Origin of the sequence: Chryseobacterium sp. PvR013, from assembly GCF_017833095.1 — a bacterium.
In the GTDB taxonomy this organism is placed as follows: Bacteria; Bacteroidota; Bacteroidia; order Flavobacteriales; family Weeksellaceae; genus Chryseobacterium; species Chryseobacterium culicis_A.
In genome coordinates, this window is sequence record NZ_JAFIBT010000001.1 from 5,316,423 (window position 1) to 5,340,258 (window position 23,836).

A 23,836-nucleotide genomic window follows, 5' to 3' on the forward strand; every position below is an offset into this window, starting at 1 on the left:
ATTATAAAGGAACTTTAGTTTTAAAACAGCTATCAAGGCGTATGAAAGATAATCATCTATTGTTTTAGTCTTATTATTAAAATTAACGCAAATGACTGTTTTAAGGTAAATGATTAAATTTCAGTAGAATGTTTTAATAAAAAATAAAATATCACTAGTTTTGTAAAAAACAAAAAGACACTCCGTGAAAATAATGATGAATTATTATAGAATAAAAATAATAATTTGTTTTCTTATGCCTAAAAGTCTTCTGAAATTTTTGTTTTTGCTGGCAACAGCAGTCCCCATATTCGCTCAGAAAAAAAATAACTTTGACCTTATCTGTGAGAAGACTTCTTCTGTTACAGCCTATAAGGATTTACCCAAAGCCATCAAAACCGCAGATTCTCTGTATATGAGGGCACAAACATCTTCAGAGAAGATCAAATGTCTTGTTCTTTCTTCGGAGCTATATCATCATGCAGGAGAACTTAAAAAAGCAATCTGTTTCAGTGAAAATGCCCATTCGGTAATCAATCAGATGAATGATCCGGAATGGATGGCCGTGGTGACCAGATTACTTGCGAGGCAATATAGACAGGTAGGGTTATACGAAAGATCCAAAAAATACATTGTAAAAGGGCTGGAGGCTTCCGGACGGATTACCGATTTTCAAAAAAGTAATGAAGCCGCAGGGCTCCTGAATCAGGAAATGGCCTTCTATGAGATGGAGCTTGGGAATTATCCCAATGCGATACGGCATATTGAATCCTCTCTGAAATATTTTGAAAAAATAAACAGCTATAACGAAAGCAGAACAGCAGCAGCTTCATATCAGCTGTTGGGAGATGTCTATTTCAAACTTAATGATTATTCTGTTTCCGAAGATTACTATCGAAAAGCGGAAGGACTGCTTAAAAATGGAAGCTGTACAATGGGACTGGTTTATAACGGGCTGGGAGGTATACGCCTGAAGCAGAAAAACTGGAAGGACGCTGAGGTGTATCTTAAAAAAGCAGAAAAAATTGCAGACACATCCCGAAGCCTTAAACTTAAAAAAGCCGTTTATTCCAATATTAACGATTACTATGAAGGAATTGGAGACAATTTTAAAGCTTCATTATATGCTGTGAAATATGTACGTGCTTATGACAGTATTGCAGCCCGTAATCAGAGTTTTGCTGCGAAGGGTGGAGAAATTCTGAAAGGAAAGAACAGTAAAAAAGGAGCACATATGAATCTGGCAAAAAATGCAGCCATTATCATTCTGTTTACTTCGCTGGTTGTTTTACTTGTTTTATTCAGGGCAAAGCAGAAAAAACAGCGTTCAAAGTTCAGAAATATTATAAGAGCTCAGTTAAATATGATCAGTAACAGAACTCAGTATTCTTTACAACAACCCGATGGTGCCGAATTTTCCAATATATCTGTGGAAGAAATTGATGAAAAAGACTCTGAAGCAGACCGCAGACGGAATGATTCCCTCATGACTTCCGAAACAGAATCAAAATTGCTTGAACTTCTTGAAAATTTTGAAAAAGGTGATCTTTATAACAACAAAGGAATGTCCCTTTCTTTTCTTGCCGGTGAATTGAATACCAATACAAAATATCTGTCTTATGTTATCAATCAGCATAAAAGTGCAGACTTTAAAACGTATGTCAATCGTCTAAGAATCAATTATATTGTAGACAAATTAATCAATGATGAAAAGTACCGACAGTATAAAATAAGTATCCTTGCCGATGAATGCGGATTCTCTTCACACAGTAAATTTGCTGCTGTCTTTAAAGCGGTTACAGACTATTCTCCATCAGCATATATCAAATATCTGGATACTGAAAAGCAATCAGACAAAAATATCCATTTTCCCGAAAATGATTAAAAACAGCTTGTTTTTTTAATTCTACCTTACCATTTTCATGAAAATGAACAACCTATTATTTTAAAGAAAAGCTTTGCTGGTATATATTTGCATCAGTTTCACGGGACATGATGTAATTCTGCTGCAGCTTATCATTTTTATTTTCTTCTTTCAAGATAAGAGTAAGCCCAAACTGCAATTCCCTTTTTTTTAGCTTTTAAGGAAAATATTCTTCTGATCAGGAATATGAACCATATATTATAATCGGGGTTGATTGCCCGGTTTTTTTTCAGTCAAGTTTTTTTAAGTGCAAATCCACAGATTTCTGTGGATTTGTGATTTTATTTAACTTTTGTACTGTCGGTTTTAATTTTTGAAGTATCAGAGGTTGCGGGTGAAGGGATGGAGTTGGCCACAGCAGAATCTCCCATTTTATTTCTTAAAGAATCTTTATTGTGAGCCTCTTTATATTCCTCTCTTTTTTCTTTATTTTGAGCACAACTTCCAAGGAAAAGAAGTCCAAGAACAGCTCCTATCCATAATTTTTTCATAATAGTTAATTTTGATTGTTGATGATAATCAAATATAAGGAATTAATTAAAAGATAAAAGATAAAAGATGTTGTCATTAAAATTCAATAGGGGTGGGTTTTAACCCGCCTTTAAAAATAATATATCATCATCGGCTTTAGCCAAAACCTAAATAATAGTCCTTTAAAGCTAAAACTTGATGATAACTTCAACATTTCTGGTTATTCAATAAAAAAAATCTGCAGAGCTTTCATCTGCAGATTTTCCATTTTTAGATCGAATGTTATATAAATACTATTTGACAGGAGACGTTGCCATAGAATCCCTTTTTATCTTGATACTGTCAGGATTCGTCATTTTTGTAGTCATGGTATCAGTTGTTGTAGGAGGTATACTTTTTTGCGTATTACCTACTGTTGCTGAATCCCGGCTACTGGTTGACATTGTCGATTCTTTGGTTCCACAGCTCACTGCAAATATTCCTATTCCAACGGCTGTTAACAATAACTTTTTCATATTCTTCTATTTTGAGGTGTAGTAACAAAAAATCAATAATTATTCCTAACAGTACCTGGGAAGTCGTAAAATATCTGTAAAGTTTGTTAAAAGATGTTAGGTAGCAGGTTGCAGGGAATAGGAGTTAGAAGTTAGAAGTTAGAAGTTAGAAGTTAGAAGTTAGAAGTTAGAAGTTAGAAGTTAGAAGTGGGAGCGTGTTATGGAAATGAAAGTACTTTTTTAACTGCCAGTAACCTTAAACTCTAAACTTTAAACTTTAAACTTTAAACTTTAAACCTTGAACCTTAAACCTTAAACCTTGAACCTTGAACCTTGAACCTGAATCCTCGTATCCACAAAAAAGCCCCGAAACCGAAATTCCGAGGCTGCTATATCATTTATCAATGATCAATGATCGTTGATTACCCTAAATATGGATATTTGTAGTTTTTTGGAGAAACAAACGTTTCTTTTACGCTTCTTACAGAGGTCCATCTTAGAAGATTCATTTTAGAACCTGCTTTATCATTAGTTCCTGAAGCTCTACCACCACCGAAAGGCTGTTGTCCTACTACGGCACCCGTTGGTTTATCGTTGATGTAGAAGTTACCTGATGCATTTTCTAACGCTTTAAAAGCTTCATTAATTGCGTAACGGTCTTGTGAGAACACAGAACCAGTCAATGAATAAGGAGAAGTAGAATCTACAAGTTTTAGTGTTTCTTTCCAGTCCTGATCTTCATATACGTAGATCGATAAGATTGGCCCGAAGATCTCTTCCACCATACTTTCGTAGTGAGGATTTGTAGTTTCGATTACTGTTGGGTGTACAAACCATCCTTTAGAATCGTCAACTTTTCCACCGATGGCTACAGCAGCTTCACCGGAAGCATTTGCTCTGTCGATGTATCCTTTACATTTTTCGAAAGAATTTTTATCAATTACAGCGTTTACGAAGTTTGAAGTATCTTCTGGAGAACCTACTTTAATAGAGTTCATTTGAGTTTCCATTACTTTTTTCACATCAGCCCAAAGAGACTTAGGTACATACGCTCTTGAAGCAGCAGAACATTTTTGTCCCTGATATTCGAAAGCACCTCTTACCAATGCAGTTGCTACAGCTTCTACGTTAGCAGATGGGTGAGCGATTACAAAATCTTTACCACCTGTTTCTCCAACAATTCTTGGATATGTTCTGTAGTTGTGGATATTGTCTCCAATCATTTTCCACATTCCCTGGAATACTTTTGTAGAACCTGTGAAGTGAAGACCTGCAAAATCACGGTGAGCCAATACTTTCTCAGCAGTTTCTTTTCCATCTGTAAAGATCATGTTGATAACACCTGCAGGAAGACCAGCTTCGATTAATACATCCATGATTACTTTTGCAGAATATACCTGCTTGTCAGAAGGCTTCCAAACCACTACGTTTCCTAACATTGCCATACAAGTCGGAAGGTTTCCGGAAATAGCTGTAAAGTTGAACGGAGTTACTGCAAAACAGAATCCTTCTAATGGTCTGTATTCAACACGGTTCCAGATTCCATTGTCAGAAACCGGCTGCTCAGAATACATTTCTGTCATGAACTCAACGTTGAATCTTAAGAAGTCGATGAACTCACAAGCTGCATCAATTTCAGCCTGGTGTACATTTTTAGACTGTCCGATCATTGTTGCAGCGTTGATCACATCTCTGTAAGGACCAGCCAAAAGATCAGCTGCCTTTAAGAAAATTGCTGCACGCTGTTCCCAGCCTAGCTCATTCCATTCTTTTTTAGCTGCCAATGCCGCATTGATAGCGTCATCCACATGCTGCATACCACCCTGATAGTAGAATCCGAAATCATGAGCATGATCCTGTGGAGACTGAAGCTGTACTTTTGTATCCGTTTTTACTTCCTTTCCGTTGATGATCATTGGGATTTCTACCTTTTCAGCCCACATTTTTTTATAAGTGTCGATAAGGCTTTTAACTTCCGGAGATCCCGGTTCATAAGAATTTACCGGCTCGTTTACCGCTAATGGTACTTGCGAAATTGCTTTTGACATATTACGTTTTATTATTTTATTAAATTAAATAAGATGTGTATACAAATTTACGATAATTATAAGGAAAGAAAAAAATACCGCCTGCTTTTATGGAATAAACTTGATTGTTGAATAATCATTAATGGATAGCGGTTTTTTAACATATGAAATTGAGAATACAAGATGTATTTATTCGATTTCTTAAATAGAAGGAAAAGAGGAGATGAACAATCAGAATTATGGGAATGGGGACAATTAAATATTTGTCATAGTTTATAAATAGTGCTTATGTATTGTAAATAAGGGATTTATAGTGGAATGTTAAAAATACATAAAATTGCATTTGTTGCGATTTTGAACATTTTAAATAATTTTTTTGATAGCCTGGGTTTTAAGATTGTTCTAATTTTACACCATTATTAACAGTATGAAAAAAAGAGTCTTATTTTTCTCTTTTGTGATATTTTTCTCAGCGTTGTGTGCAGGTCTTTTTGCACATACAGGGAAAACTCAACCATACTCTGATATTCTTTCAAAAATTCATCTCCTTCAGCAGAAATCTGATCAGCAGACCCAGCCTGAAATGTATAGCTTTTCAGATGCACAGGATGTACAGGATTCCAACGACTGGGAGAAAGTGAAGTTTGACTATTCGATACTTGCACAGCAGTGGTTACACTATTTCTTTGCAGATTATACTTACAATACACGTGTTGCGGCCGTTCAAACCCGTATTTATATTACCGAACCAAGATACATTCTGTATCATTCCCTGCAGATAGCACGCTGCTAAATCTTTTAAAATTTTAATGATTCGTTATGATTTGTATTCATGTCAATACAAGTCCGTAAAAATCATTCCCATTTTACATTTCTGAACATTTCTATTTGCCTTTGCAGAAAGGCGAACGGGATTCTGTTTGTCCAATTTTAAATAAAAATATTATGCACTTAACACCGAGAGAAACGGAGAAGCTTATGCTATTTCTGGCAGGCGAGCTCGCTCTAAAAAGAAAGGCAAGAGGCCTTAAATTAAACTATCCGGAATCCATAGCACTCATCAGTCATTTTTTGCTTGAAGGAGCAAGAGATGGAAAAAAAGTAGCCGAATTGATGCAGGAAGGCGCTCATCTTCTTACTAAAGAGGATGTAATGCCTGGCGTGGCAGAAATGATCCACGATGTTCAGATTGAAGCCACTTTCCCGGATGGGACTAAACTTGTAACCGTACACAATCCAATCCGTTAATACCTACTGATTATGATACCAGGAGAAATTTTTGTAAAAGAAGGTACAATTATCTGTAATGAAGGCAGAGAAACTGTAAAAATAAAAGTAACAAATACAGGAGACCGTCCTATTCAGGTAGGTTCACACTTCCATTTTTTCGAAGTTAATAAAGCCATGAGTTTTGACCGTGAAAAAGCTTTCGGAAAGAGACTGAATATTGTAGCAAGTACTGCCGTTCGATTTGAGCCGGGAGAAGAAAAAGAAGTGGAATTGGTAGAAATAGGAGGAACTAAAAAAGCAATGGGTTTCAACAACCTTGTCGATGGGCAGGTGGATTCTGAAGAACAGAAAAAAGCAAGCCTTGCAAAAGTTGAAGAATTAAACTTTAAAAATCACTAAGATGAGCTTACACGTAGACAGAAAACAATACGCCAATATATTAGGTCCTACAGCCGGAGACAAAATCAGACTAGGGGATACTGAAATTATTATTGAAATTGAAAAAGATTTCACGCACTACGGAGACGAAGCCGTTTTCGGAGGAGGAAAAACAGTCCGTGACGGAATGGGACAGAATGTTACTGCTAAAAGAGACGAAGGTGTTTTGGATCTTTGTATCACTGGAGCCGTAATTATTGACCACTGGGGAATCGTAAAAGGGGATATCGGAATCAAAGACGGAAAGATCGTAGGAATCGGAAAAGCCGGTAACCCTGATACAATGGATGGAGTGACTCCCAATATGATTATCGGAGCTTCCACGGAAGTTCATGGTGGAAAAGGATATATCGTAACAGCAGGAGGAATTGACACCCACATTCACTACATCTGCCCTCAACAGATTGAAACATCCTTATACAGCGGAATCACAACAATGATTGGCGGAGGTACAGGTCCAAATGATGGAACGAATGCTACAACCGTTACTCCGGGAAGATTCAATATGCAGAAAATGCTTGAAGCCGCTGAAGAATATCCTATGAACCTTGGATTTTTCGGGAAAGGGAACTGCTCGGCAGAAGAACCTATTGAAGAGCAGGTAGAAGCAGGTGCTTTGGGAGTAAAAATCCACGAAGACTGGGGAGCAACTCCTGCAACCATTGATGCAGCCTTGAAAGTAGCGGATAAATACGACGTTCAGGTTGCCATCCACACCGATACTCTGAATGAAGGAGGATTTCTTGAAGATACCATGAGAGCGATCAACGGAAGGGTAATTCACACCTTCCACACAGAAGGAGCTGGAGGAGGTCACGCACCGGACATCATTAAAGCAGCAATGTACCCGAATGTACTGCCTGCTTCTACAAACCCTACACGTCCTTACACGGTTAATACCATTGATGAGCATTTGGATATGCTGATGGTATGCCACCACTTGAGTAAAAATATTCCTGAAGATGTGGCGTTTGCAGACTCTCGTATCCGTCCTGAAACCATTGCAGCAGAAGATATCCTTCATGATATGGGTGTTTTCAGCATCATGAGTTCGGATTCCCAGGCAATGGGAAGACCCGGAGAAGTGATCACAAGAACCTGGCAGACGGCAAGTAAAATGAAGGAGCAGAGAGGTGATTTGGCTGAAGATCAGGACAGTGGAAACAATAACTACCGTGCAAAAAGATATGTAGCTAAATATACCATCAACCCAGCTATTGCACACGGTATTTCAGAATATGTAGGATCAATTGAAGAAGGGAAATTAGCAGATTTGGTCATCTGGAAACCTGCATTATTTGGAGCAAAGCCGGAAATGATTGTAAAAGGCGGATTTGTAATTGCTGCTAAAATGGGAGATCCGAATGCATCCATTCCTACGCCTCAGCCTATTATTTACAGAAATATGTTTGGAGCTCATGGAAAAGCTAAGTTTGGAACTTGTGCCAATTTTGTTTCTCAGATCTCTATTGACAACGGAACTATCGCTTCTTACAAATTAGAGAAAATGATTCTTCCGGTGAAAAACTGTAGAAATATTTCAAAAAAAGACCTTATCCATAACGATAAGACTCCTCTGATTGAAGTGAATCCTGAAAACTACAAAGTAACAGTAGATGGTGAGTACATCACTTGTGAACCGGCAGAAAAACTTCCTTTAACCCAGTTGTATTTCTTATTCTAAGATAAATTTAAAGTACAGTATCTGAAAGCGAAATTATTTGGTTCTGTCATTCTGACGAAGGAAGAATCTCGCAGGAATCCTTTCGTTCAGAATGACACTTTCAGGTACTCCTTTATCCCAGGTTTACTCACTGAATGTAAAATAATTATAGAACGAAGGTTAAAAATGAAATATTTAAATAAAACAGTTTTTTCTCTTGCTGTAGCCGGAATGTCTGTGCTTTCAGGAAATCTGGGCGCTCAGTTTCTTGGCGGACACAGGCTTAAAAGTGATGAAGAAGGACCCAAAGGGCAGTTTATGGTGTACGGTTCATTAGACTACTCTAAAATTACAACACCATCAAGCAGCAGCAGTACAGTTGCCAGCGCACCGCTTGGAGTGGGATACTTCATCAATAATAATGATCTTATTGGAGTCAACTATGCCTACTCACAGAATACGGTAGACCATAACGTTGTTTATAAGCAAAATGAGGCCGGTATCTGGTACAGTCCGTCAGTAATGCTTGGGAAATACTTTGTATTAATCGGGCAGGTGGATGCTCATTATGTTTGGGGACAGCAACTTTCAACGGCTGCTGATGCTATGCAGAACTTTAATGGATTCCGTCTTCGTGCCTATCCTTTGATCGGGATTTTGCTGGGTGGAGGCTGGGCATTGAAATTCAAATTTGCTGAGCTTTCAATGCTGCAAACCAAAACGAAAGAAGAAGGCTGGACAAAAAGCTATGTAGCAGGAATCAGCGGTTCAACATTCGGGGTAGGCATTTCCAAAAACTTAGACTTCAGAAAAAAATCTAAAAATGATAATTAATCAAATCATAGGCAATCTCTCTGAAAATTCTTCAGATAAAACCATAGACTATCTCGATTTGGAATGGTTTGAAACCACCAAAAGAATTCAACGTAAAAAAACCAGAAAAGGAACTGATATTGCGATCAAGTTTCTAAGAGAGGGACAGCGTTTGCGTGAAGGAGATATTCTTTTTGAGGATGCAGAAAAAATAATTGCAGTAAACGTTCTCGAAACAGAAGCGATTGTGATGTCGCCTGCTTCACTGTTAGAAATGGGTACCGTGTGCTATGAGATCGGAAACAAACACATTCCGCTTTTCATTCAGAATGATAAAGTATTGCTTCCTTTTGAAATGCCCATGTTCAGATGGCTGGAAGCAAGTGGTTTCAGACCGGAAAAACAATCTGTAAAACTGCTGAATCTTCTTAAATCGAATGTAGAACCTCATGGACATGGAAGTCTGGGCTCAACAATCTTTACAAAAATCCTAAAAATGGCCGCCCCAAAAGATGAATAATATGAACATAAACTTCCTGTCGGGACTGCTTCATCTTGCAGATCCTACACTTCCCATCGGAGGATATACCCATTCCAACGGACTTGAAACGTATGTTCAGGAAAGAATTGTACATAATGCAGATACGGCAAAAGAGTTTGTGCAGAATATGCTTCAGTACAATCTTAAATTCAATGATGGAGCTTTTGTAAAACTGGCTTATAAAGCTGCAGAAAAAGGAGATTTAGAAACATTGATACTTCTCGATAATGAATGCAATGCAATAAAATGCCCGAGAGAAATCCGCCAGGCCAGTCAGAAATTAGGGCTCAGACTGATTAAGATTTTCAAAAGACGGGAAAGTTTCCCTTTTATGGAGGCTTTTGAAAAAGCAGTTCAGCATAAAGAAGCCAATTCTCATTACTGTATTGTATTCGGAGTATATGCTTACTTAATGAAGATTCCTTTGTATGAAGCTCTTTTGGGATTCTATTACACCTCTGTTGCAGGAATGATTACCAATGCGGTAAAGCTCGTTCCTCTCGGACAGCTGGATGGACAAGATATTTTATTCTCACTATATCCCGTAATGGAAAAAACAGTATGGGAAACAATGGAAATGGACCGGGATATGGTGGGACTTTGCAACACTGCCTTTGATATCAGGTGTATGCAGCATGAAAGACTGTATTCAAGACTTTATATGTCCTAAAAGATAAAAGAGCAAATTGATGAATTGCCCTCTGCTGAGTGAAACACCTTTACGATCGTAAAATATTCTCAATCAAAAAAACTTAGCGCTCTTAGCGTTAAAAAAAATAAAAAAAATGGAAAATAGAAAATACATAAAAGTAGGAGTAGCAGGACCTGTAGGTTCAGGAAAAACTGCACTATTAGAACGTTTAAGCAGAAAATTATTCGGTAAGTATGACCTTGGAGTAATTACCAATGATATTTATACCAAAGAAGACGCTGAATTTATGGCGAAAAATAGCCTTCTTCCCCACGACAGAATTATCGGAGTAGAAACAGGTGGCTGCCCTCATACTGCTATCCGTGAAGATGCAAGTATGAACCTTGAAGCAGTAGATGAACTAGCAGCACGTTTCCCGGAAATTGAACTCGTTTTAATTGAAAGTGGAGGGGATAATCTTTCAGCGACATTCAGTCCCGATCTTGCTGATGTTACCATCTTTATTATCGATGTAGCGGAAGGAGAGAAAATTCCTAGAAAAGGAGGACCTGGTATCACAAGATCAGACCTTTTGATCATCAACAAAATAGATCTTGCCCCTTACGTAGGAGCCAGCCTTGAAGTGATGGAAAATGATGCCAGAAGAATGCGAAAAGGAAATCCTTTTGTATTCACCAATCTTAAAACAGATGAAGGATTAGATAAAGTAATCGGTTGGATCAAAAAATATGCTCTTTTAGAAGAAGTTGAAGAACCGAACTTAGTAAGATAAATGGATAGTCGTTTAAAAATTATTGCAGGATTCAAGGGAGGAGAATCCTATGTGAAAGACCTTTATGTCTCACTTCCTTTCAGAGTAGTTTCTGTAGGACAGCGAAAAAGTGACAAAAAGCTCTATCAGATGGTGATGAGCTCCTCTCCGGGAATTCTGGATGGTGATCATTACCATTTAGACGTTGCCATTGAAAAAGGAGCTGCCCTTCAGTTACAGTCACAATCCTATCAAAGGCTTTTCAATATGAAGGATGAAGCGCGTCAGGAACTGAATGTTTCAATGGAAGATGAAACTTCTTTTGCCTATGTTCCGCATCCTATCGTTCCGCACGAGGATTCCAACTTTAAAAGTAAAGCGAATATTCATATTGGGAAAAATAGTCAGATCATCATCAGCGAGATTATTACCTGTGGAAGAAAACATTATGGAGAAGTTTTTAAACTGAAACGTTTTCAGAATGTGATGGAAATCTACCACAACAATAAACTTGTTGTAAAAGATAATGTCCTGATCCAGCCTGATATGATCCCAATCAATAGCATCGGAAATCTCGAACAATATACCCACCAGGGAACCCTGATTTTTTACAGTACAAAAGAAAATGTAGATAAAACTGGATTGATTGAGGAGATTGTTGAAGCCGCAACACAGCATCATGAAGAAATGGAAGTGGGTGTTTCCGCTATGGAAGATAATGGTTTTGTAGTAAGAGCTTTGGGACATGGCGGAGAACTGATGTACAACTTTTTCCTTCATATTCAGGAAATCCTTTGGACACTCGAGTAAAAAAGGAGAGCCTTGTCAAGGTTCAAAACCTTGACAAGGCTCTCAGGTAAAAAAATAAATAAAAAATGGATAGTACAGTTTGGGCACTTCTTTTAAGTGCTGTTTCAATAAGCTTTATACATACAGCCTCGGGGCCCGATCATTACCTGCCTTTCATAGTGATCTCAAAATCCAAAAAATGGAGTGGAATGAAAACCGCAATATTAACGGTTGTCTGTGGATTCGGACATGTGCTGAGCTCTCTGATCTTGGGTTTTATCGGAGTTTTTCTCGGATGGCAGCTGAATAAAATTTCATGGTTTCAGGATATTAGAGGGAACTTTTCAGGATGGGCATTGCTGATCTTTGGAGGGGTTTATCTGGTATATGGTCTCATTCAGGCAATCAGAAACAAACCTCACAAACATTTTGATGTGATGGGGGATGATGTATATGTATACGAACATAATCACAGCGAAGTGGTAATGCCTCAAAAAAGAATAAAAGTAACTCCGCTTGTGCTTTTTATGATTTTCGTGATGGGCCCCAGTGAGCCTCTTATTCCTTTATTATTTTATTCAGGAGTAAAACATTCTATGTCTGAAATTGCTGTTCTGGTTATTTCTTTTACGGCAACTACGGTCCTGACAATGCTTGGAATGGTTCTTTTGGGACGTTATGGTTACTCAACATTATTCAACACTGAAAAACTGGAAAGGTATATGGGAGTGGTAAGTGGAGCAGTAGTAACCGTTTGCGGAGTTGGAATGGTCTTTCTTGGATGGTGATGAGGTTCGGGATTCTAATGAAGGGGTTTGTGGGTAAGAGTGAGTGAGAGCTTTAGGGTAAAGTCCCGCTTTCAGCTCCCAACTTCCAACCTCCTGCTATTAATTTCAAATCATCAATACATTTTACATTGTACAAAATACATTATACAAAAAAAACTATGGACGAATTTTTCAAAAAACTTCCCTTTATCGATAAGGTTTTAAAAGGAATCGGGCAGATTATGCTCCAGGAAAACAGATGGACCGGGCTTTTGTTTCTGATAGGAATTTTTATGGGAAGCTGGCAGTGTGGAGTGGCAGTACTGCTTTCCACAGCAACCGGAACTTTTACGGCGATGAAACTTAGCTATGCCAAATCTGAAATCAACGCAGGGCTTTACGGCTTCAGTGCAGCCCTTGTGGGAGTAGCATTGGCATTTTTGTTTCAGACAACATTCTTAATATGGATTCTTATCGTATTGGGAGGAGCGTTGGCAGCTGTTATTCAGCATTTCTTTATCCAAAAGAAAATTCCGGTGTTTACTTTTCCATTTATCATTATCACATGGGTATTGGTATTCACGCTGCATCATTTTACTCATATTCCGCCTTCTGCGATGTTGAGCAGTGAAGTTATTTCTACAGAATATGATGATTTTCTTGCTTGTACCAATGGTTTTGGGGAAGTAATATTTCAGGGAGGCATACTTTCAGGAATGATTTTCTTCCTGGCTGTTTTCATAAGTTCTCCGATAGCGGCTTTATATGGATTGGCAGCTTCTATATTGGGAGCCGGATTATCACAATTGAATGGAGAACCTATCAAAGAAATTCACATGGGATTATTTGGATTTAATGCCGTGCTTTCCGCAATTGTTTTCTCCGGAGTAAAGAAAACAGATGGTCTGTGGGTATTGATTGCCGTTCTTTTAACCATTGCTATTGATGATCTTTTAATTGATAATCACTGTCTGGATAGAGTGGGTGGTGTATTTACGTTCCCATTTGTAGCCGGAACCTGGATTACGCTTTTAATTCAGAAAGTATTTCTTAAAGCAAAAAAATAAAGAGTCAGAGAGTCTTAGAGTTGGAGGGTTTGAGAGTGAGAGAGTTCAACGTTTAAAGTTCAAGGTTTAAAGTTTAAAGTTTAAAGTTTTTTTCACGATGATTGACCATTTACTTGCGAAGCAAAATTCACTATTGATATTCCTCTAACCTCTGGTTTCTAACTTCTAAAATTCAAATATAATTAAACTAAAAAAATGAAAATAACAAAAATAGCCGCAGTATTTCTGGTCATGGCATTCAGTGGAAAAATAATGGCGCAGGAAGCAGAAAAACAGTTGCTAATAAAAGATGCAGATGACAAATTTCCTATTGCAGATGCTTTGGTAAAATATGACCACGGAAACAGCCATACTCACACAGGAACAGACGGAACATTTGCCATTCCTGTAAAATCCCTTCCTGATACCCTTGTGATCAGCCGTCAGGGATACGATGAGGTAAAATGGGTAGTGGCCAATGATGAGGATAAAAATAAAGTTATTTTTTTACAGCATAAACCTTTTCAGATTTCTGAAGTAGCTATTAATCACAGTTCGTTTTTATCCGCCATTACAAAGGTTGATCTGAACAAATTTCCGGTAAATTCCGCGCAGGATTTGTTGAGAAAAGTGCCGGGATTGTTTATTGCACAGCATGCCGGAGGTGGAAAGGCTGAACAGCTTTTTTTAAGAGGATTTGATGCCGACCATGGTACTGATGTAAGCGTAAATGTAGACGGAATGCCGGTGAATATTGTCTCTCATGCCCATGGTCAGGGATATTCAGACTTACACTTTGTGATTCCTGAAACGGTTAATAATATTGATTTCGGAAAAGGAGCCTATTACATGGATCGTGGAGACTTTAATACTGCTGGATACGTAGATTTTCAGACGTACAATGGTTTGAAAAACAGTATGATTAAACTGGAAGGAGGTTCATTCAATTCAAAAAGAGTATTGGGAATGTTCAATATTCTGCATGATGATCTGGGCAGAAAAAATGCCTATATCGCAGCAGAGTACAATTATACAGACGGTCCTTTTGATGTAAAACAGAATTTTAACAGAGTCAATATCTTCGGAAAATACAACCAGTGGCTTACGGATAAAGACTATTTCAATATCCAGTTCTCAACATTTAATTCTTCCTGGAATGCTTCCGGACAAATTCCCGAACGCGCCGTAGATGATGGAATCATCGGACGATGGGGAAGTATTGATCCTACAGAAGGCGGAAAAACTTCCAGAACAAACCTTCAGATGAATTTTAAACACATTATTTCTCCTTCCGAACAGATTGATGCCATGGCTTTCTATTCAAAATATAATTTTAATCTGTATTCTGATTTTACCTTTAATTTAAAAGATAAAGAACATGGAGACGAGATTCAGCAGACGGACGGAAGAAATATTTACGGAGCTGAAGTAAAATACATCAAGACTTTTTCATTTGCCAACAGTTCTTTAAACTGGACTTCAGGAATTGGATTAAGAAATGATGATATTAATACCCTGCAGCTTAACCATGTGTATCACAGAGATCTTCTGTTAGACCGTTTGTCTGATGTAACAGGAACAGAAACCAATCTTCATGCTTATTCCGGACTGGTTTGGAAAACAGGGAAATGGACGATTAATCCGGCTTTGAGAGTAGATCATTTTATTTTTAATATGCACAACCTGCTGGATGTGGAACAATTGCCTTCCGGACAGTCAAAAGAAGCAACAAGACTGAGCCCTAAACTTAATTTCTCCTATGCCCAGAATGATAACGTAATGTGGTTCCTGAAAACAGGAATGGGCTTTCATTCCAATGACCTGAGAGTGGTAGTTCCCAATAAAAACGAAAATACACTTCCGTACTCTATTGGCGCAGACTTCGGAGTAAGATTACATCCGTTCAAATCATTAATTATTACTCCGGCATTATGGTATATGGATCTGCAGCAGGAATTTGTGTATGTAGGAGATGATGCTGTAGTAGAACCTTCCGGAAAATCAAGACGTTTCGGGGCCGATCTGGGAGTTCGTTTTCAGCCATTGGAAAACTTCTATCTGAATGCGGATATCAACTATTCCCACGCAAGATTTACTGAAGAAGAAAAAGGACAGGATTATGTGCCACTGGCTCCGGTAGTAACCAGTACAGGATCTGTAAACTGGGATTTCCTGCACGGATTTTCTTTAGGACTGCAGTACCGATATTTGGGAGCAAGACCTGCTGTGGAAGATAACAGCATCAGAACCAAAGCTTATTTTGTGAATGACCTGATGCTTTCTTATAACCGTCAGACATGGGGCGCTAATGTGCAGCTGAACAACCTTTTCAATGTAAAATGGAACGAAGCTCAGTTTGCCACAGAAACCCAGCTGAAAGGAGAAGCAGAACCTATTACAGACCTTACGTATACTCCGGGAAGTCCTTTTGGAGTGAGAGTCGGGGTGTATTATAAATTCTGATGTATAATGTATAATGTATAATGTATAATGTATAATGTGGTGCGGGCAATTGTTTCTTGAATATTTTAAAATAAAAAAAAGCGATCGTTCAAATAATGTTATTCTTATACATTGTACATTTTACACCCGACATTGTACAAATTACAAAAACATCCAAATATTCAATTTTCAGTATTAAATTTGTAATAATCAATTCATTATGGAAGTACTATCCAATTTTCAATATAAAAAGCTTTTTCTCCCGAATATTACGGATAAGATATTAGCCAATAATGCTGATATACAGCTGTATCGGATAGAAAATTATCTTAAAGGTATTCTCATGCCGGTCATTCCGTACCGTACAACGTTCAATTTTATTATTTTCGTGACCAATGGACATATCAGACAGTATCTTGAAAATAAAGAATACCACGCTGAAAAAGGAGGTGTGATCTTTATTAAACAGGGAACCATCACGGCTACTGTTGAGTTATCAGACGATATTGAAGGTTTCTTCCTTGCCTATGAAAATAATATTCTGTCTGAACAGGAACTTCCTAAACATAAAAGCAGTATTTTTTTCATGACTCCTTTTTTGAATCTTGACAGCCTGACCTATGGAACGATTACCCAGCTTCTCCCTATCATGGAGCAGGAACTATGGCTGAATAACCTTAATGTCAATGATGTTGTGGTTACTATGCTTCATCTTATTTTAATCAAAATGCTGAGCACAGATTCTGACACCCATCATAAATCTGCCACACGACCCATGGAGCTGTCCCTTCAGTTCCGGGATCTTTTGTTCAAATATCATGTAGGAGAAAAGAGAGTGGCTTTTTATGCTGATAAACTATCGGTAACGGAAAGTTATCTGAATAAATGTGTGAAAGGAGTTACTCAGAAGTCCCCAAAACAATGGATCAACGAGATTGATATCAATTACAGTAAAGCATTACTGCACTCCAGTAAAGACATTGCGGAGATAGCTTACGAATTGAATTTTCATACCGCCTCCCATTTTACACAGCTTTTCAAAAAAATTGCAGGCATTACGCCAAAGGAATATAGAGTTCAGTTTTTGAACAACAACAGGATTTCAATATAATTAGGCTGGAAGCTGGAAGCCAGATGCTGGAAGTATTGCAGTAACCTAATCAAAATAAGTTGAAAGTTCAGAATTTGATTTCAGGAATTTCAGAACTTCCATCTCCCTGCTTCCTTTCTTCCATCTTCTCACATTCTCTCGTTTTCAAGAATTTTCAGAACCAGCTTTTCCTCTTTTGTCAGATCGGCTTTTCCGTCATTTTCTTCAATAACTTCCAGCTCATCAAGATATTTTTTGATGGTATTGTTCTCGTAAAGATTGATGACTAATGGATGAACATAATATTTTCTACAGACAGCAGAGGTATTTCCCAGATTTTCTGCAACGATATCCAAGGCTTCTTTTACTTTCTTTTTATACTGAGAATCATTTTCTGCATACCCGATTTCTTTAAAAGCAATCAGAGCACTTACTGTTCCGGACCATGTTCTGAAATCTTTTGCCGTAAAATCCTCACCGCTTATTTCTTTAATATAATCGTTTACCATTCCGGAATCTATTGAATGCCGGTTTCCCTCATCATCAAAATACTGGAAAAGTTCTTTTCCGGGAATATCCTTGCATTTCTGAACCAGCCTCGCCAGCCTTTTACTTTTAAGGTCGATTTGATGCATAATGCCCTTCTTTCCTTTAAAAGAAAAAGAGATTTTCTGTCCGTTTACCTTTACATGTTTATCCTTTAAAGTGGTTAGGCCAAAAGAACCATACAGTTTTTCATAGACATTATTTCCAATACGGATATTGGTTCTTTGCATAAGGCTTACAATTAAAGCCAGGATTTTTCGTTTTTCAAAATTTCTCAGCGCCAGATCCTGTTCTATATGCAGCCGGATGTCCGGTAGCGCATACCCGAACTGAAGCATTCTGTAAAATTTGGTATGATTTCTTAAAGCGCTCCAAAGAGGATGGTAGCGGTATTGTTTTCTTTTTTTGACATCAAAGCCTGTTGCCTGAAGGTGGCCATTGTCAAGAGCACAGATCCATACATTTTCCCAGGCAGGTGGAATAACCAGACTTTTGATTCTGGTAATTTCTTCCTTATCTCTTTTATCTTTTTGCCGTCTTTATAATAGGAATATGTGTTTCCTGTTTTCTTACGGGTAATTCCGTCGGTTTCTGCATCGGTGGTATATACGAGATGTACCGCCTTTGCAGAAGCTTCCGGATCCTTCATTATTTTAACAATTTTTGAAGGCTTTAGGTGAGAAATGATCTCCAAATCTGTATTCTTCTCCATAAAACATGGTTAAGAGTTTTTACCCTTCGAAAAAATCAGTAAAAGAATCCCTACTATCACACAGACTAAGATTATTCCCCACCACATTCCTGCCTTAAAAATCGTTTCTACTGCTTCACAACTTGTTAGTGTCAACAAACTTAATATCGTAATACTATAAAAGCTCCATTTTTTCATAAGTATATATTTTGTGGGTGTGTTAGATTCTGAGTCGGTCAGCCCTCCATTTTTTTATAGACCTTTTAATTTCGTCTCCTGAGATGTTTTCATGAAGTGCTCTGTATAAAAGCTCTTTGAATTCATCATCATAGGTAAATCTCAAGGCAGCAATCTGGTCAAATCTCAGTTTTTCAGCAGTTTCATCAGATCTTTTATTGAAAATCTCGAAATAACGCTGCTTAAACTCCAGAATTACCATTCGGTTTTGAAGTCCCAGTGCATAATGCTGCCGTGTCATAAATGCCAGATAAAAAAGCAAAAAAATCACAACAGAAAAGAGTATCCAGACCAGCTGATTTCCAGGATCATCCCAGATTTTGTAAATTCCTAAAATCTCCAGTATAATAAGCAATGGAAGATAAATAAAATGATGTGGCGGATAAAATTTCCTGTGGTTATTGTAGTTTTGCTGTTTCATGAAGTAGAATGAAGCAATAATCCTTCCAAAAATTTATTATTTTGATAATGTGGTAGTTTTTTTTACTTGAAAATGGTTTTTTTTATTGAATATGTTTAAGGGTTTGATTTTTTTTTAGAGCCCATTAAAAATAACAGATTATTAAGCAAAATAGGCAGTAGATTTACCCTTCAGACATCAAATTTTTTGTAACTTTCGGTGGTTAAAAATAAAAATAATGACTTCAAAGGAAAAAGTTGCTGCACTTCGTGAAGAAATGCAGAAAAATAATGTTGATGCATTTATAGTATATTCTGCAGACCCGCATATGAGTGAATACCTTCCTGAAGAATGGCAGGAGAGAGCTTGGCTGTCTGGTTTCTTGGGTTCCGCTGGTTTTGTGGTGGTTACCAAGGATAAAGCCGGACTTTGGACAGACGGAAGATACTTTACTCAAGCCGCTATCGAGCTGGATGGTTCAGGAATCGACCTTTTCAAAGAGGGTATGGAAGGAACTCCCAATTATATCGACTGGATCATTTCAGAAATTCCTTCCGGCGGTAAAGTGGCGGTAAATGCTGTGGCAGCTTCCAATGCAAACTGGGAATTGCTTTCTCAAAAATTGAATTCAAAAAATATTACGCTGGTAGATTTTCCACTTTTAAAAGAAGTTTGGAAAGAAAGAGGAATTCCATCTGCCAATCCAATTTTTGTACATCCGGTAGAAAGAGCAGGGAAATCGGTATCCGATAAAATTTCTGCAATCCGTCAGAAAATGGAAGAACAGGAAGCTACCGTACATATTATCTCAAGCCTGGATGATGTTGCCTGGACACTGAACCTGAGAGGAAGTGATGTAGACAGCAATCCTGTATTTTTAGGATATATTGTGATTACTAAAAATGATGCGGTGCTGTTCACAGGATTAGAAAAAATGGAAGTGGCTGCAAGAAAACAAATGGATGATGCCTTTGTGAAAATGATGCCGTACGAAGAATTCTACAATTACCTGAAGACATTCAAAAATGAAAAAGTATTGGTTTCTCCAAACAGCAACCAGCAGATTTTCGAAACATTAAAGACAGACAATCAGTTTATCAAAGCTCCGGTTCCCGGAAATCTGATGAAAGCTCAGAAAAATGAAGCTGAGCTTGAAGGTTTCAGAACAGTAATGGTAAGAGATGGAGTAGCGATGGTGAAATTCCTTTACTGGTTAACTCACAACGCTGGAAAAGAAGCAATGAATGAATATTCTATCGGTGAAAAACTGAGAGGCTTCCGTGCTGAAGGAGAAAATTTTGTCGGAGAAAGCTTTGGATCTATCGTAGGATATAAAGATAACGGTGCAATCATGCATTATTCTGCCAAAAAAGAAGGAAGCAAAGACGTTACCAACGAGGAAACAATCCTTGTAGACTCAGGAGGTCAGTATCTTGAAGGAACTACAGATATTACGAGAACTTTTGCTTTAGGAACACCTTCAGAAGAGTTTAAAAGAAATTCAACATTGGTATTACAGGGATTGATCCGTTTATCCATGGTGAAATTCCCGAAAGGAACAAAAGGTGTACACCTTGATGCTATTGCAAGGCTTCCGTTATGGATGGAAGGTAAAGACTTCAACCACGGAACAGGACATGGGGTAGGAAGCTTCATGAATGTACACGAAGGACCACAAAATATCAGAAAAGACCTGAATCCTCAGGAACTTCTTCCTGGAATGGTTTGTTCAAACGAACCTGGATATTATCTGGAAGGTCATTATGGAATTCGCCATGAAAACCTGATCGCAGTAAAAGAAGCAGAAAAAACAATTCACGGAACATTCTATGAGTTTGAAACATTGACGTTCTGCCCATTCTTTAAAGACACTGTAGTGAAGGAAATTCTTTCAGAAAATGAAATTGCATGGCTGAATGGTTACCATAAAACCTGTGAAGAAAAGCTGGCTCCTCATTTAGATGGAGAAGTTAAAGAATGGTTCCTGCAATTGGTAAGCCCTCTTTAATAAAGATAAAGTTCAGGATGAAAAGTACATGATAATCATTACTTTACATTTTGAATTCTAAACAATAAACAGAAGAATTGTTAGATAAACCAAAGTCCTGTAAGGTATTTCCTGCAGGGCTTTTCTTTTTATACAACCGTATTTTTACGGATATAATTCTAGGGATTCCACTGATGGATAAAAACCGGGACTGGCTTATCTTTGTTATAACAAAACATCATTCATATCTTCATAAATAACTCAAGTAAATTCAAAACGGTATATCATCTCGTCCTGAGATGATTTTTTTTTGCTGTTAATTGAAGTTTATCAATATGCTCTCGCTTAAAAAGAGTCTGTCTCGGAAGTGTCATTCTGACGAAGGAAGAATCTTATTAATAACAATAAATATGAGATTCTTCACTACATTTCATTTCGTTCAGAATGACAAAAGCCAAACTATTTCACTTTTGAGACAGCCTCCGCCTTTACTTTTTTAAAATAGAATTCTATAAAAATCAAAACGCTGCGTTTACAAAGAAGTATTTTATTTATTTTCGCTGAAACTTATTTTATAGAATGGAACGTGAATATTTCCGAAGCTTTAATCTGTTTTCAGAAGATGAAATTGAAGAGTTCCTGAAATTTTCCGAGTTAAGACTCGTTAATAAAAATGATTATTTCATACAGGAAGGAGAACTTTGCAAAGAAGTAGGATTGGTGAAATCTGGTATTTTCCGTTCTTTTTATACTTCAGATGAAGGAAAAGACATGACCTATTGCTTCAGATTTCCCAATCATATGATTGCTGCCTATTCATCATTTGTTTCAGGTTGTCCCAGTAAAGAAAGTATGCAGGCTATTACCAATGCAGAACTGATTATTCTTAAAAAAGAAGCAGTAGATGAGTTGGTAAAGAACAGCATCAACTGGACGAAATTTTTGAAGATCATTGCAGAGCAGGAATATCTTGAACTTGAAACACGTTTTTTTCAGCTTCAGAGAGACAGCGCAGCGCAACGATATGAAACATTATTAAAGAATCATCCTGACTATATTCAGAATATTCCATTGCAGTATCTGTCTTCTTATCTGGGAATTACCCAACGCCATTTAAGCCGTATCAGAAAGGAAATTTCTTTTTAGACATTTGTCCTGCTCATTGAAATAGGAGCGCTCTACTTTTGTCAAAAAAAGTTATGGAGCAGAATATTTTAATTATCGGAGGAAATGGATTGGTAGGAAAAACGATTTCCCGCATTCTCAAATCAAGAAATCCTCATATCAATGTTTTTATTGGTGGAAGAAAAGGGGGAAAAACGGATAAAGACCTAAGGATTGATGTTACAGATCCTTCCTCTTTTAAGGTTATTGTAGAAAAAAAAATAAACCTCATCATTCTTTCTGTGAATGATAAAGAAGATCATATACTTCATTTCGCGATTACTCATCGAATAGATTATCTGGATATTACCAAACCTACTCCGGCTTTGGTAAAAGCTTATGCTATTGCCGGAAAAGCAGACGTGAACAGCAGAATTGTATTCAGTTCAGGATGGATGGGCGGAATTGTCCCGGGATTGGTGAATGCCCTTTCGGATTCAGGTGATATCAATGAAGTAAAACTCTTTGTATACTATTCTGTGAAGGATCTGGCAGGCGAGAGTTCGGCTCACTTTATGGCAGAAAATGTAGCGGTTCCTTTTGTGTATTATCAAAACGACAGGCCGGTTTCTATCAGACATTTTCTAGATACGGAAGCTTTTAATTTTTCCTTTGGAATTGGTAAGAGAAGTGCTTATAATTTTGATGTGCCTGATCTGTATATTCTTAATAAGGTGGAAAGAATTTCCGATGTGAGTGTGAAAATGACATATAATTCAAAATTCATTACCTGGTTGCTGGGCGCATTTCAATCCCTGAGGATCTACAATATTTTATCTTTAAAAGAGAGAAAAATGATTTTCGGTTCCAGTGGGAACGGAGATCAGTCTGTTTTTGAAATTGTTGTTGAAGATCCGTCCGGACAAAAGAAATTGAGCCTTCAGAGTTTAAAAGGACAGGCAGAACTAACTGCTTTATCGGCTGTTTTACACACAGAAGAGCTACTGAGAAACCCCCATGAAAATAAGGTGTACTTCAGCCATCAGCTGCACGACCCATTATCTTTAATGGCACAGCTTCATGCTTATGATTCAATTAATATTAATGTCACGCAATGAAAAAAATAGCAATTATCAACGGACATCCTAATAAAGATTCCTTCAATTTTGGTCTTGCGGAAGCATATCGGTTGGGAGCAGTAGAAACAGGTGCAGAAGTAAAAGAAATCGTCATAAGAGATTTAAATTTCAATCCCAATCTGCAGTTTGGATACCAGAAAAGAATGGAACTGGAGCCGGATTTGATGAAAGCCTGGGAAATTATTCAATGGGCAGATCATTTGGTTTGGGTACATCCCGTTTGGTGGGGCGGATTTCCAGCCTTGATGAAAGGATTCATAGACCGTCTTTTCTTACCGGGAATGGCTTATAAATACCGGGAGAATTCTGTCTGGTGGGATAAACTTTTAAAAGGTAAAACGGCACATATAATGACTACATTAGATCAGCCAGGTTGGTATTACCGTTTGTTTTTTGGAAGGCCCAGCGTAAATCAGCTTAAAAAATCCATACTGGAATATTGCGGCGTAAAACCTGTTAAACTAACTTATATCGGGATTATCCGGAATTCTAAAGATGAGCAGCGGGCTCAATGGTTGAGAAAAGTGAAAGAATTAGGGAAGAAACAGAAATAATTTAAATTTTAGGATGTAGTAATGATAACTTTATCCGGCAATAATCGGTTTTTATTACCGG

The 23,836-nt window shown here is 37.6% G+C and carries 23 protein-coding genes; 18 read left to right on the forward strand and 5 right to left on the reverse strand.

What is annotated here, in order from left to right; translation table 11 throughout:
* The first annotated feature begins 235 nt into the window (after window positions 1–235).
* The gene (locus JOE44_RS24175) at window positions 236–1,864 is read left to right on the forward strand and encodes an AraC family transcriptional regulator (protein ID WP_209788583.1); all 1,629 of its coding nucleotides are present in this window, start codon (window positions 236–238) and stop codon (window positions 1,862–1,864) included.
* A 320-nt stretch (window positions 1,865–2,184) separates the two neighbouring features.
* Here JOE44_RS24175 and JOE44_RS24180 read toward each other — a convergent pair whose 3' ends face one another.
* The 3 genes from JOE44_RS24180 to pruA form a co-directional block, all read right to left on the reverse strand.
* Window positions 2,185–2,394 carry a hypothetical protein gene (locus tag JOE44_RS24180; protein WP_209788585.1) on the reverse strand — a complete coding sequence of 70 codons (210 nt, stop codon included), beginning with the start codon at window positions 2,392–2,394 and terminating at the stop codon, window positions 2,185–2,187.
* 273 nt (window positions 2,395–2,667) lie between these two features.
* Window positions 2,668–2,889, reverse strand: coding sequence for a cytochrome C551 (locus tag JOE44_RS24185; RefSeq protein ID WP_209788588.1), 222 nt, complete (start codon window positions 2,887–2,889; stop codon window positions 2,668–2,670).
* Between the two features lie 401 nt (window positions 2,890–3,290).
* Window positions 3,291–4,916, reverse strand: a complete 1,626-nt coding sequence (pruA, locus tag JOE44_RS24190) for an L-glutamate gamma-semialdehyde dehydrogenase (RefSeq protein ID WP_209788591.1) — start codon at window positions 4,914–4,916, stop codon at window positions 3,291–3,293.
* A gap of 406 nt (window positions 4,917–5,322) precedes the next feature.
* Between pruA and JOE44_RS24195 the strand changes: the two genes are divergently transcribed.
* From JOE44_RS24195 to JOE44_RS24255, 13 genes are all read left to right on the forward strand, one after another.
* Window positions 5,323–5,688: a hypothetical protein gene (locus JOE44_RS24195; RefSeq protein ID WP_105680949.1), complete on the forward strand. Its 366-nt coding sequence runs from the start codon at window positions 5,323–5,325 to the stop codon at window positions 5,686–5,688.
* Window positions 5,689–5,840: 152 nt separating this feature from the next.
* Window positions 5,841–6,143 (forward strand): urease subunit gamma, encoded by a 303-nt coding sequence (ureA, locus tag JOE44_RS24200; RefSeq protein ID WP_105680948.1) that lies wholly within the window; start codon window positions 5,841–5,843, stop codon window positions 6,141–6,143.
* A 12-nt stretch (window positions 6,144–6,155) separates the two neighbouring features.
* Window positions 6,156–6,524, forward strand: coding sequence for an urease subunit beta (ureB, locus tag JOE44_RS24205; protein WP_047378418.1), 369 nt, complete (start codon window positions 6,156–6,158; stop codon window positions 6,522–6,524).
* Window position 6,525: 1 nt separating this feature from the next.
* Window positions 6,526–8,247, forward strand: coding sequence for an urease subunit alpha (gene ureC, locus JOE44_RS24210; RefSeq protein ID WP_209788594.1), 1,722 nt, complete (start codon window positions 6,526–6,528; stop codon window positions 8,245–8,247).
* Window positions 8,248–8,412: 165 nt separating this feature from the next.
* Window positions 8,413–9,060, forward strand: a complete 648-nt coding sequence (locus tag JOE44_RS24215) for a hypothetical protein (RefSeq protein WP_209788597.1) — start codon at window positions 8,413–8,415, stop codon at window positions 9,058–9,060.
* A complete protein-coding gene (gene ureE / locus JOE44_RS24220; protein WP_209788600.1) occupies window positions 9,050–9,559 on the forward strand; it encodes an urease accessory protein UreE in 510 nt (169 codons plus the stop codon). The genes JOE44_RS24215 and ureE overlap by 11 nt, the downstream gene beginning before the upstream one ends.
* Before the next feature lies 1 nt (window position 9,560).
* A complete protein-coding gene (locus JOE44_RS24225; protein ID WP_209788603.1) occupies window positions 9,561–10,250 on the forward strand; it encodes an urease accessory protein UreF in 690 nt (229 codons plus the stop codon).
* Window positions 10,251–10,365: 115 nt separating this feature from the next.
* Window positions 10,366–11,004: an urease accessory protein UreG gene (ureG, locus tag JOE44_RS24230; RefSeq protein WP_105680942.1), complete on the forward strand. Its 639-nt coding sequence runs from the start codon at window positions 10,366–10,368 to the stop codon at window positions 11,002–11,004.
* Entirely contained in the window at window positions 11,005–11,793 is a 789-nt protein-coding gene (locus tag JOE44_RS24235; RefSeq protein ID WP_209788606.1) for an urease accessory protein UreD, read from the forward strand.
* A gap of 188 nt (window positions 11,794–11,981) precedes the next feature.
* Window positions 11,982–12,560: a hypothetical protein gene (locus tag JOE44_RS24240; protein WP_245169854.1), complete on the forward strand. Its 579-nt coding sequence runs from the start codon at window positions 11,982–11,984 to the stop codon at window positions 12,558–12,560.
* Window positions 12,561–12,718: 158 nt separating this feature from the next.
* Window positions 12,719–13,606 (forward strand): urea transporter, encoded by an 888-nt coding sequence (locus tag JOE44_RS24245; protein WP_209788609.1) that lies wholly within the window; start codon window positions 12,719–12,721, stop codon window positions 13,604–13,606.
* A 195-nt stretch (window positions 13,607–13,801) separates the two neighbouring features.
* Complete coding sequence (locus tag JOE44_RS24250) at window positions 13,802–16,048, forward strand: TonB-dependent receptor plug domain-containing protein (RefSeq protein ID WP_209788612.1); 2,247 nt, start codon at window positions 13,802–13,804, stop codon at window positions 16,046–16,048.
* A 199-nt stretch (window positions 16,049–16,247) separates the two neighbouring features.
* Window positions 16,248–17,138, forward strand: coding sequence for a helix-turn-helix domain-containing protein (locus tag JOE44_RS24255; protein ID WP_209788615.1), 891 nt, complete (start codon window positions 16,248–16,250; stop codon window positions 17,136–17,138).
* A 128-nt stretch (window positions 17,139–17,266) separates the two neighbouring features.
* On the opposite strand, the gene JOE44_RS24260 is transcribed toward JOE44_RS24255, so the two are convergent.
* Both JOE44_RS24260 and JOE44_RS24265 read right to left on the reverse strand, forming a co-directional pair.
* Window positions 17,267–18,001, reverse strand: coding sequence for a DNA topoisomerase IB (locus JOE44_RS24260; protein WP_245169855.1), 735 nt, complete (start codon window positions 17,999–18,001; stop codon window positions 17,267–17,269).
* A 573-nt stretch (window positions 18,002–18,574) separates the two neighbouring features.
* Window positions 18,575–19,012 (reverse strand): DUF6526 family protein, encoded by a 438-nt coding sequence (locus JOE44_RS24265; protein ID WP_209788618.1) that lies wholly within the window; start codon window positions 19,010–19,012, stop codon window positions 18,575–18,577.
* 217 nt (window positions 19,013–19,229) lie between these two features.
* Here JOE44_RS24265 and JOE44_RS24270 point away from each other — a divergent pair, with 217 nt between their 5' ends.
* The 4 genes from JOE44_RS24270 to JOE44_RS24285 all read left to right on the forward strand — a co-directional run bounded on the left by JOE44_RS24270 (window position 19,230) and on the right by JOE44_RS24285 (window position 23,775).
* On the forward strand, window positions 19,230–20,999 hold the full coding sequence (locus JOE44_RS24270; protein ID WP_209788620.1) for an aminopeptidase P family protein: 1,770 nt from the start codon (window positions 19,230–19,232) through the stop codon (window positions 20,997–20,999).
* A 558-nt stretch (window positions 21,000–21,557) separates the two neighbouring features.
* Window positions 21,558–22,124, forward strand: a complete 567-nt coding sequence (locus JOE44_RS24275; protein ID WP_209788623.1) for a Crp/Fnr family transcriptional regulator — start codon at window positions 21,558–21,560, stop codon at window positions 22,122–22,124.
* Between the two features lie 53 nt (window positions 22,125–22,177).
* Window positions 22,178–23,200: a saccharopine dehydrogenase gene (locus JOE44_RS24280; protein WP_209788626.1), complete on the forward strand. Its 1,023-nt coding sequence runs from the start codon at window positions 22,178–22,180 to the stop codon at window positions 23,198–23,200.
* The gene (locus JOE44_RS24285) at window positions 23,197–23,775 is read left to right on the forward strand and encodes an NAD(P)H-dependent oxidoreductase (RefSeq protein ID WP_209788628.1); all 579 of its coding nucleotides are present in this window, start codon (window positions 23,197–23,199) and stop codon (window positions 23,773–23,775) included. Before JOE44_RS24280 ends, JOE44_RS24285 begins: the two co-directional genes overlap by 4 nt.
* The last annotated feature ends 61 nt before the right edge of the window (window positions 23,776–23,836 follow it).

Coding starts and splice junctions, on each gene's coding strand:
- JOE44_RS24175 (WP_209788583.1), top strand. CDS start 236: ATGCCTAAAAGTCTTCTGAAATTTTTGTTTTTGCTGGCAACAGCAGTC.
- JOE44_RS24180 (WP_209788585.1), bottom strand. CDS start 2,394: ATGAAAAAATTATGGATAGGAGCTGTTCTTGGACTTCTTTTCCTTGGA.
- JOE44_RS24185 (WP_209788588.1), bottom strand. CDS start 2,889: ATGAAAAAGTTATTGTTAACAGCCGTTGGAATAGGAATATTTGCAGTG.
- pruA (WP_209788591.1), bottom strand. CDS start 4,916: ATGTCAAAAGCAATTTCGCAAGTACCATTAGCGGTAAACGAGCCGGTA.
- JOE44_RS24195 (WP_105680949.1), top strand. CDS start 5,323: ATGAAAAAAAGAGTCTTATTTTTCTCTTTTGTGATATTTTTCTCAGCG.
- ureA (WP_105680948.1), top strand. CDS start 5,841: ATGCACTTAACACCGAGAGAAACGGAGAAGCTTATGCTATTTCTGGCA.
- ureB (WP_047378418.1), top strand. CDS start 6,156: ATGATACCAGGAGAAATTTTTGTAAAAGAAGGTACAATTATCTGTAAT.
- ureC (WP_209788594.1), top strand. CDS start 6,526: ATGAGCTTACACGTAGACAGAAAACAATACGCCAATATATTAGGTCCT.
- JOE44_RS24215 (WP_209788597.1), top strand. CDS start 8,413: ATGAAATATTTAAATAAAACAGTTTTTTCTCTTGCTGTAGCCGGAATG.
- ureE (WP_209788600.1), top strand. CDS start 9,050: ATGATAATTAATCAAATCATAGGCAATCTCTCTGAAAATTCTTCAGAT.
- JOE44_RS24225 (WP_209788603.1), top strand. CDS start 9,561: ATGAACATAAACTTCCTGTCGGGACTGCTTCATCTTGCAGATCCTACA.
- ureG (WP_105680942.1), top strand. CDS start 10,366: ATGGAAAATAGAAAATACATAAAAGTAGGAGTAGCAGGACCTGTAGGT.
- JOE44_RS24235 (WP_209788606.1), top strand. CDS start 11,005: ATGGATAGTCGTTTAAAAATTATTGCAGGATTCAAGGGAGGAGAATCC.
- JOE44_RS24240 (WP_245169854.1), top strand. CDS start 11,982: ATGAAAACCGCAATATTAACGGTTGTCTGTGGATTCGGACATGTGCTG.
- JOE44_RS24245 (WP_209788609.1), top strand. CDS start 12,719: ATGGACGAATTTTTCAAAAAACTTCCCTTTATCGATAAGGTTTTAAAA.
- JOE44_RS24250 (WP_209788612.1), top strand. CDS start 13,802: ATGAAAATAACAAAAATAGCCGCAGTATTTCTGGTCATGGCATTCAGT.
- JOE44_RS24255 (WP_209788615.1), top strand. CDS start 16,248: ATGGAAGTACTATCCAATTTTCAATATAAAAAGCTTTTTCTCCCGAAT.
- JOE44_RS24260 (WP_245169855.1), bottom strand. CDS start 18,001: ATGCTTCAGTTCGGGTATGCGCTACCGGACATCCGGCTGCATATAGAA.
- JOE44_RS24265 (WP_209788618.1), bottom strand. CDS start 19,012: ATGAAACAGCAAAACTACAATAACCACAGGAAATTTTATCCGCCACAT.
- JOE44_RS24270 (WP_209788620.1), top strand. CDS start 19,230: ATGACTTCAAAGGAAAAAGTTGCTGCACTTCGTGAAGAAATGCAGAAA.
- JOE44_RS24275 (WP_209788623.1), top strand. CDS start 21,558: ATGGAACGTGAATATTTCCGAAGCTTTAATCTGTTTTCAGAAGATGAA.
- JOE44_RS24280 (WP_209788626.1), top strand. CDS start 22,178: ATGGAGCAGAATATTTTAATTATCGGAGGAAATGGATTGGTAGGAAAA.
- JOE44_RS24285 (WP_209788628.1), top strand. CDS start 23,197: ATGAAAAAAATAGCAATTATCAACGGACATCCTAATAAAGATTCCTTC.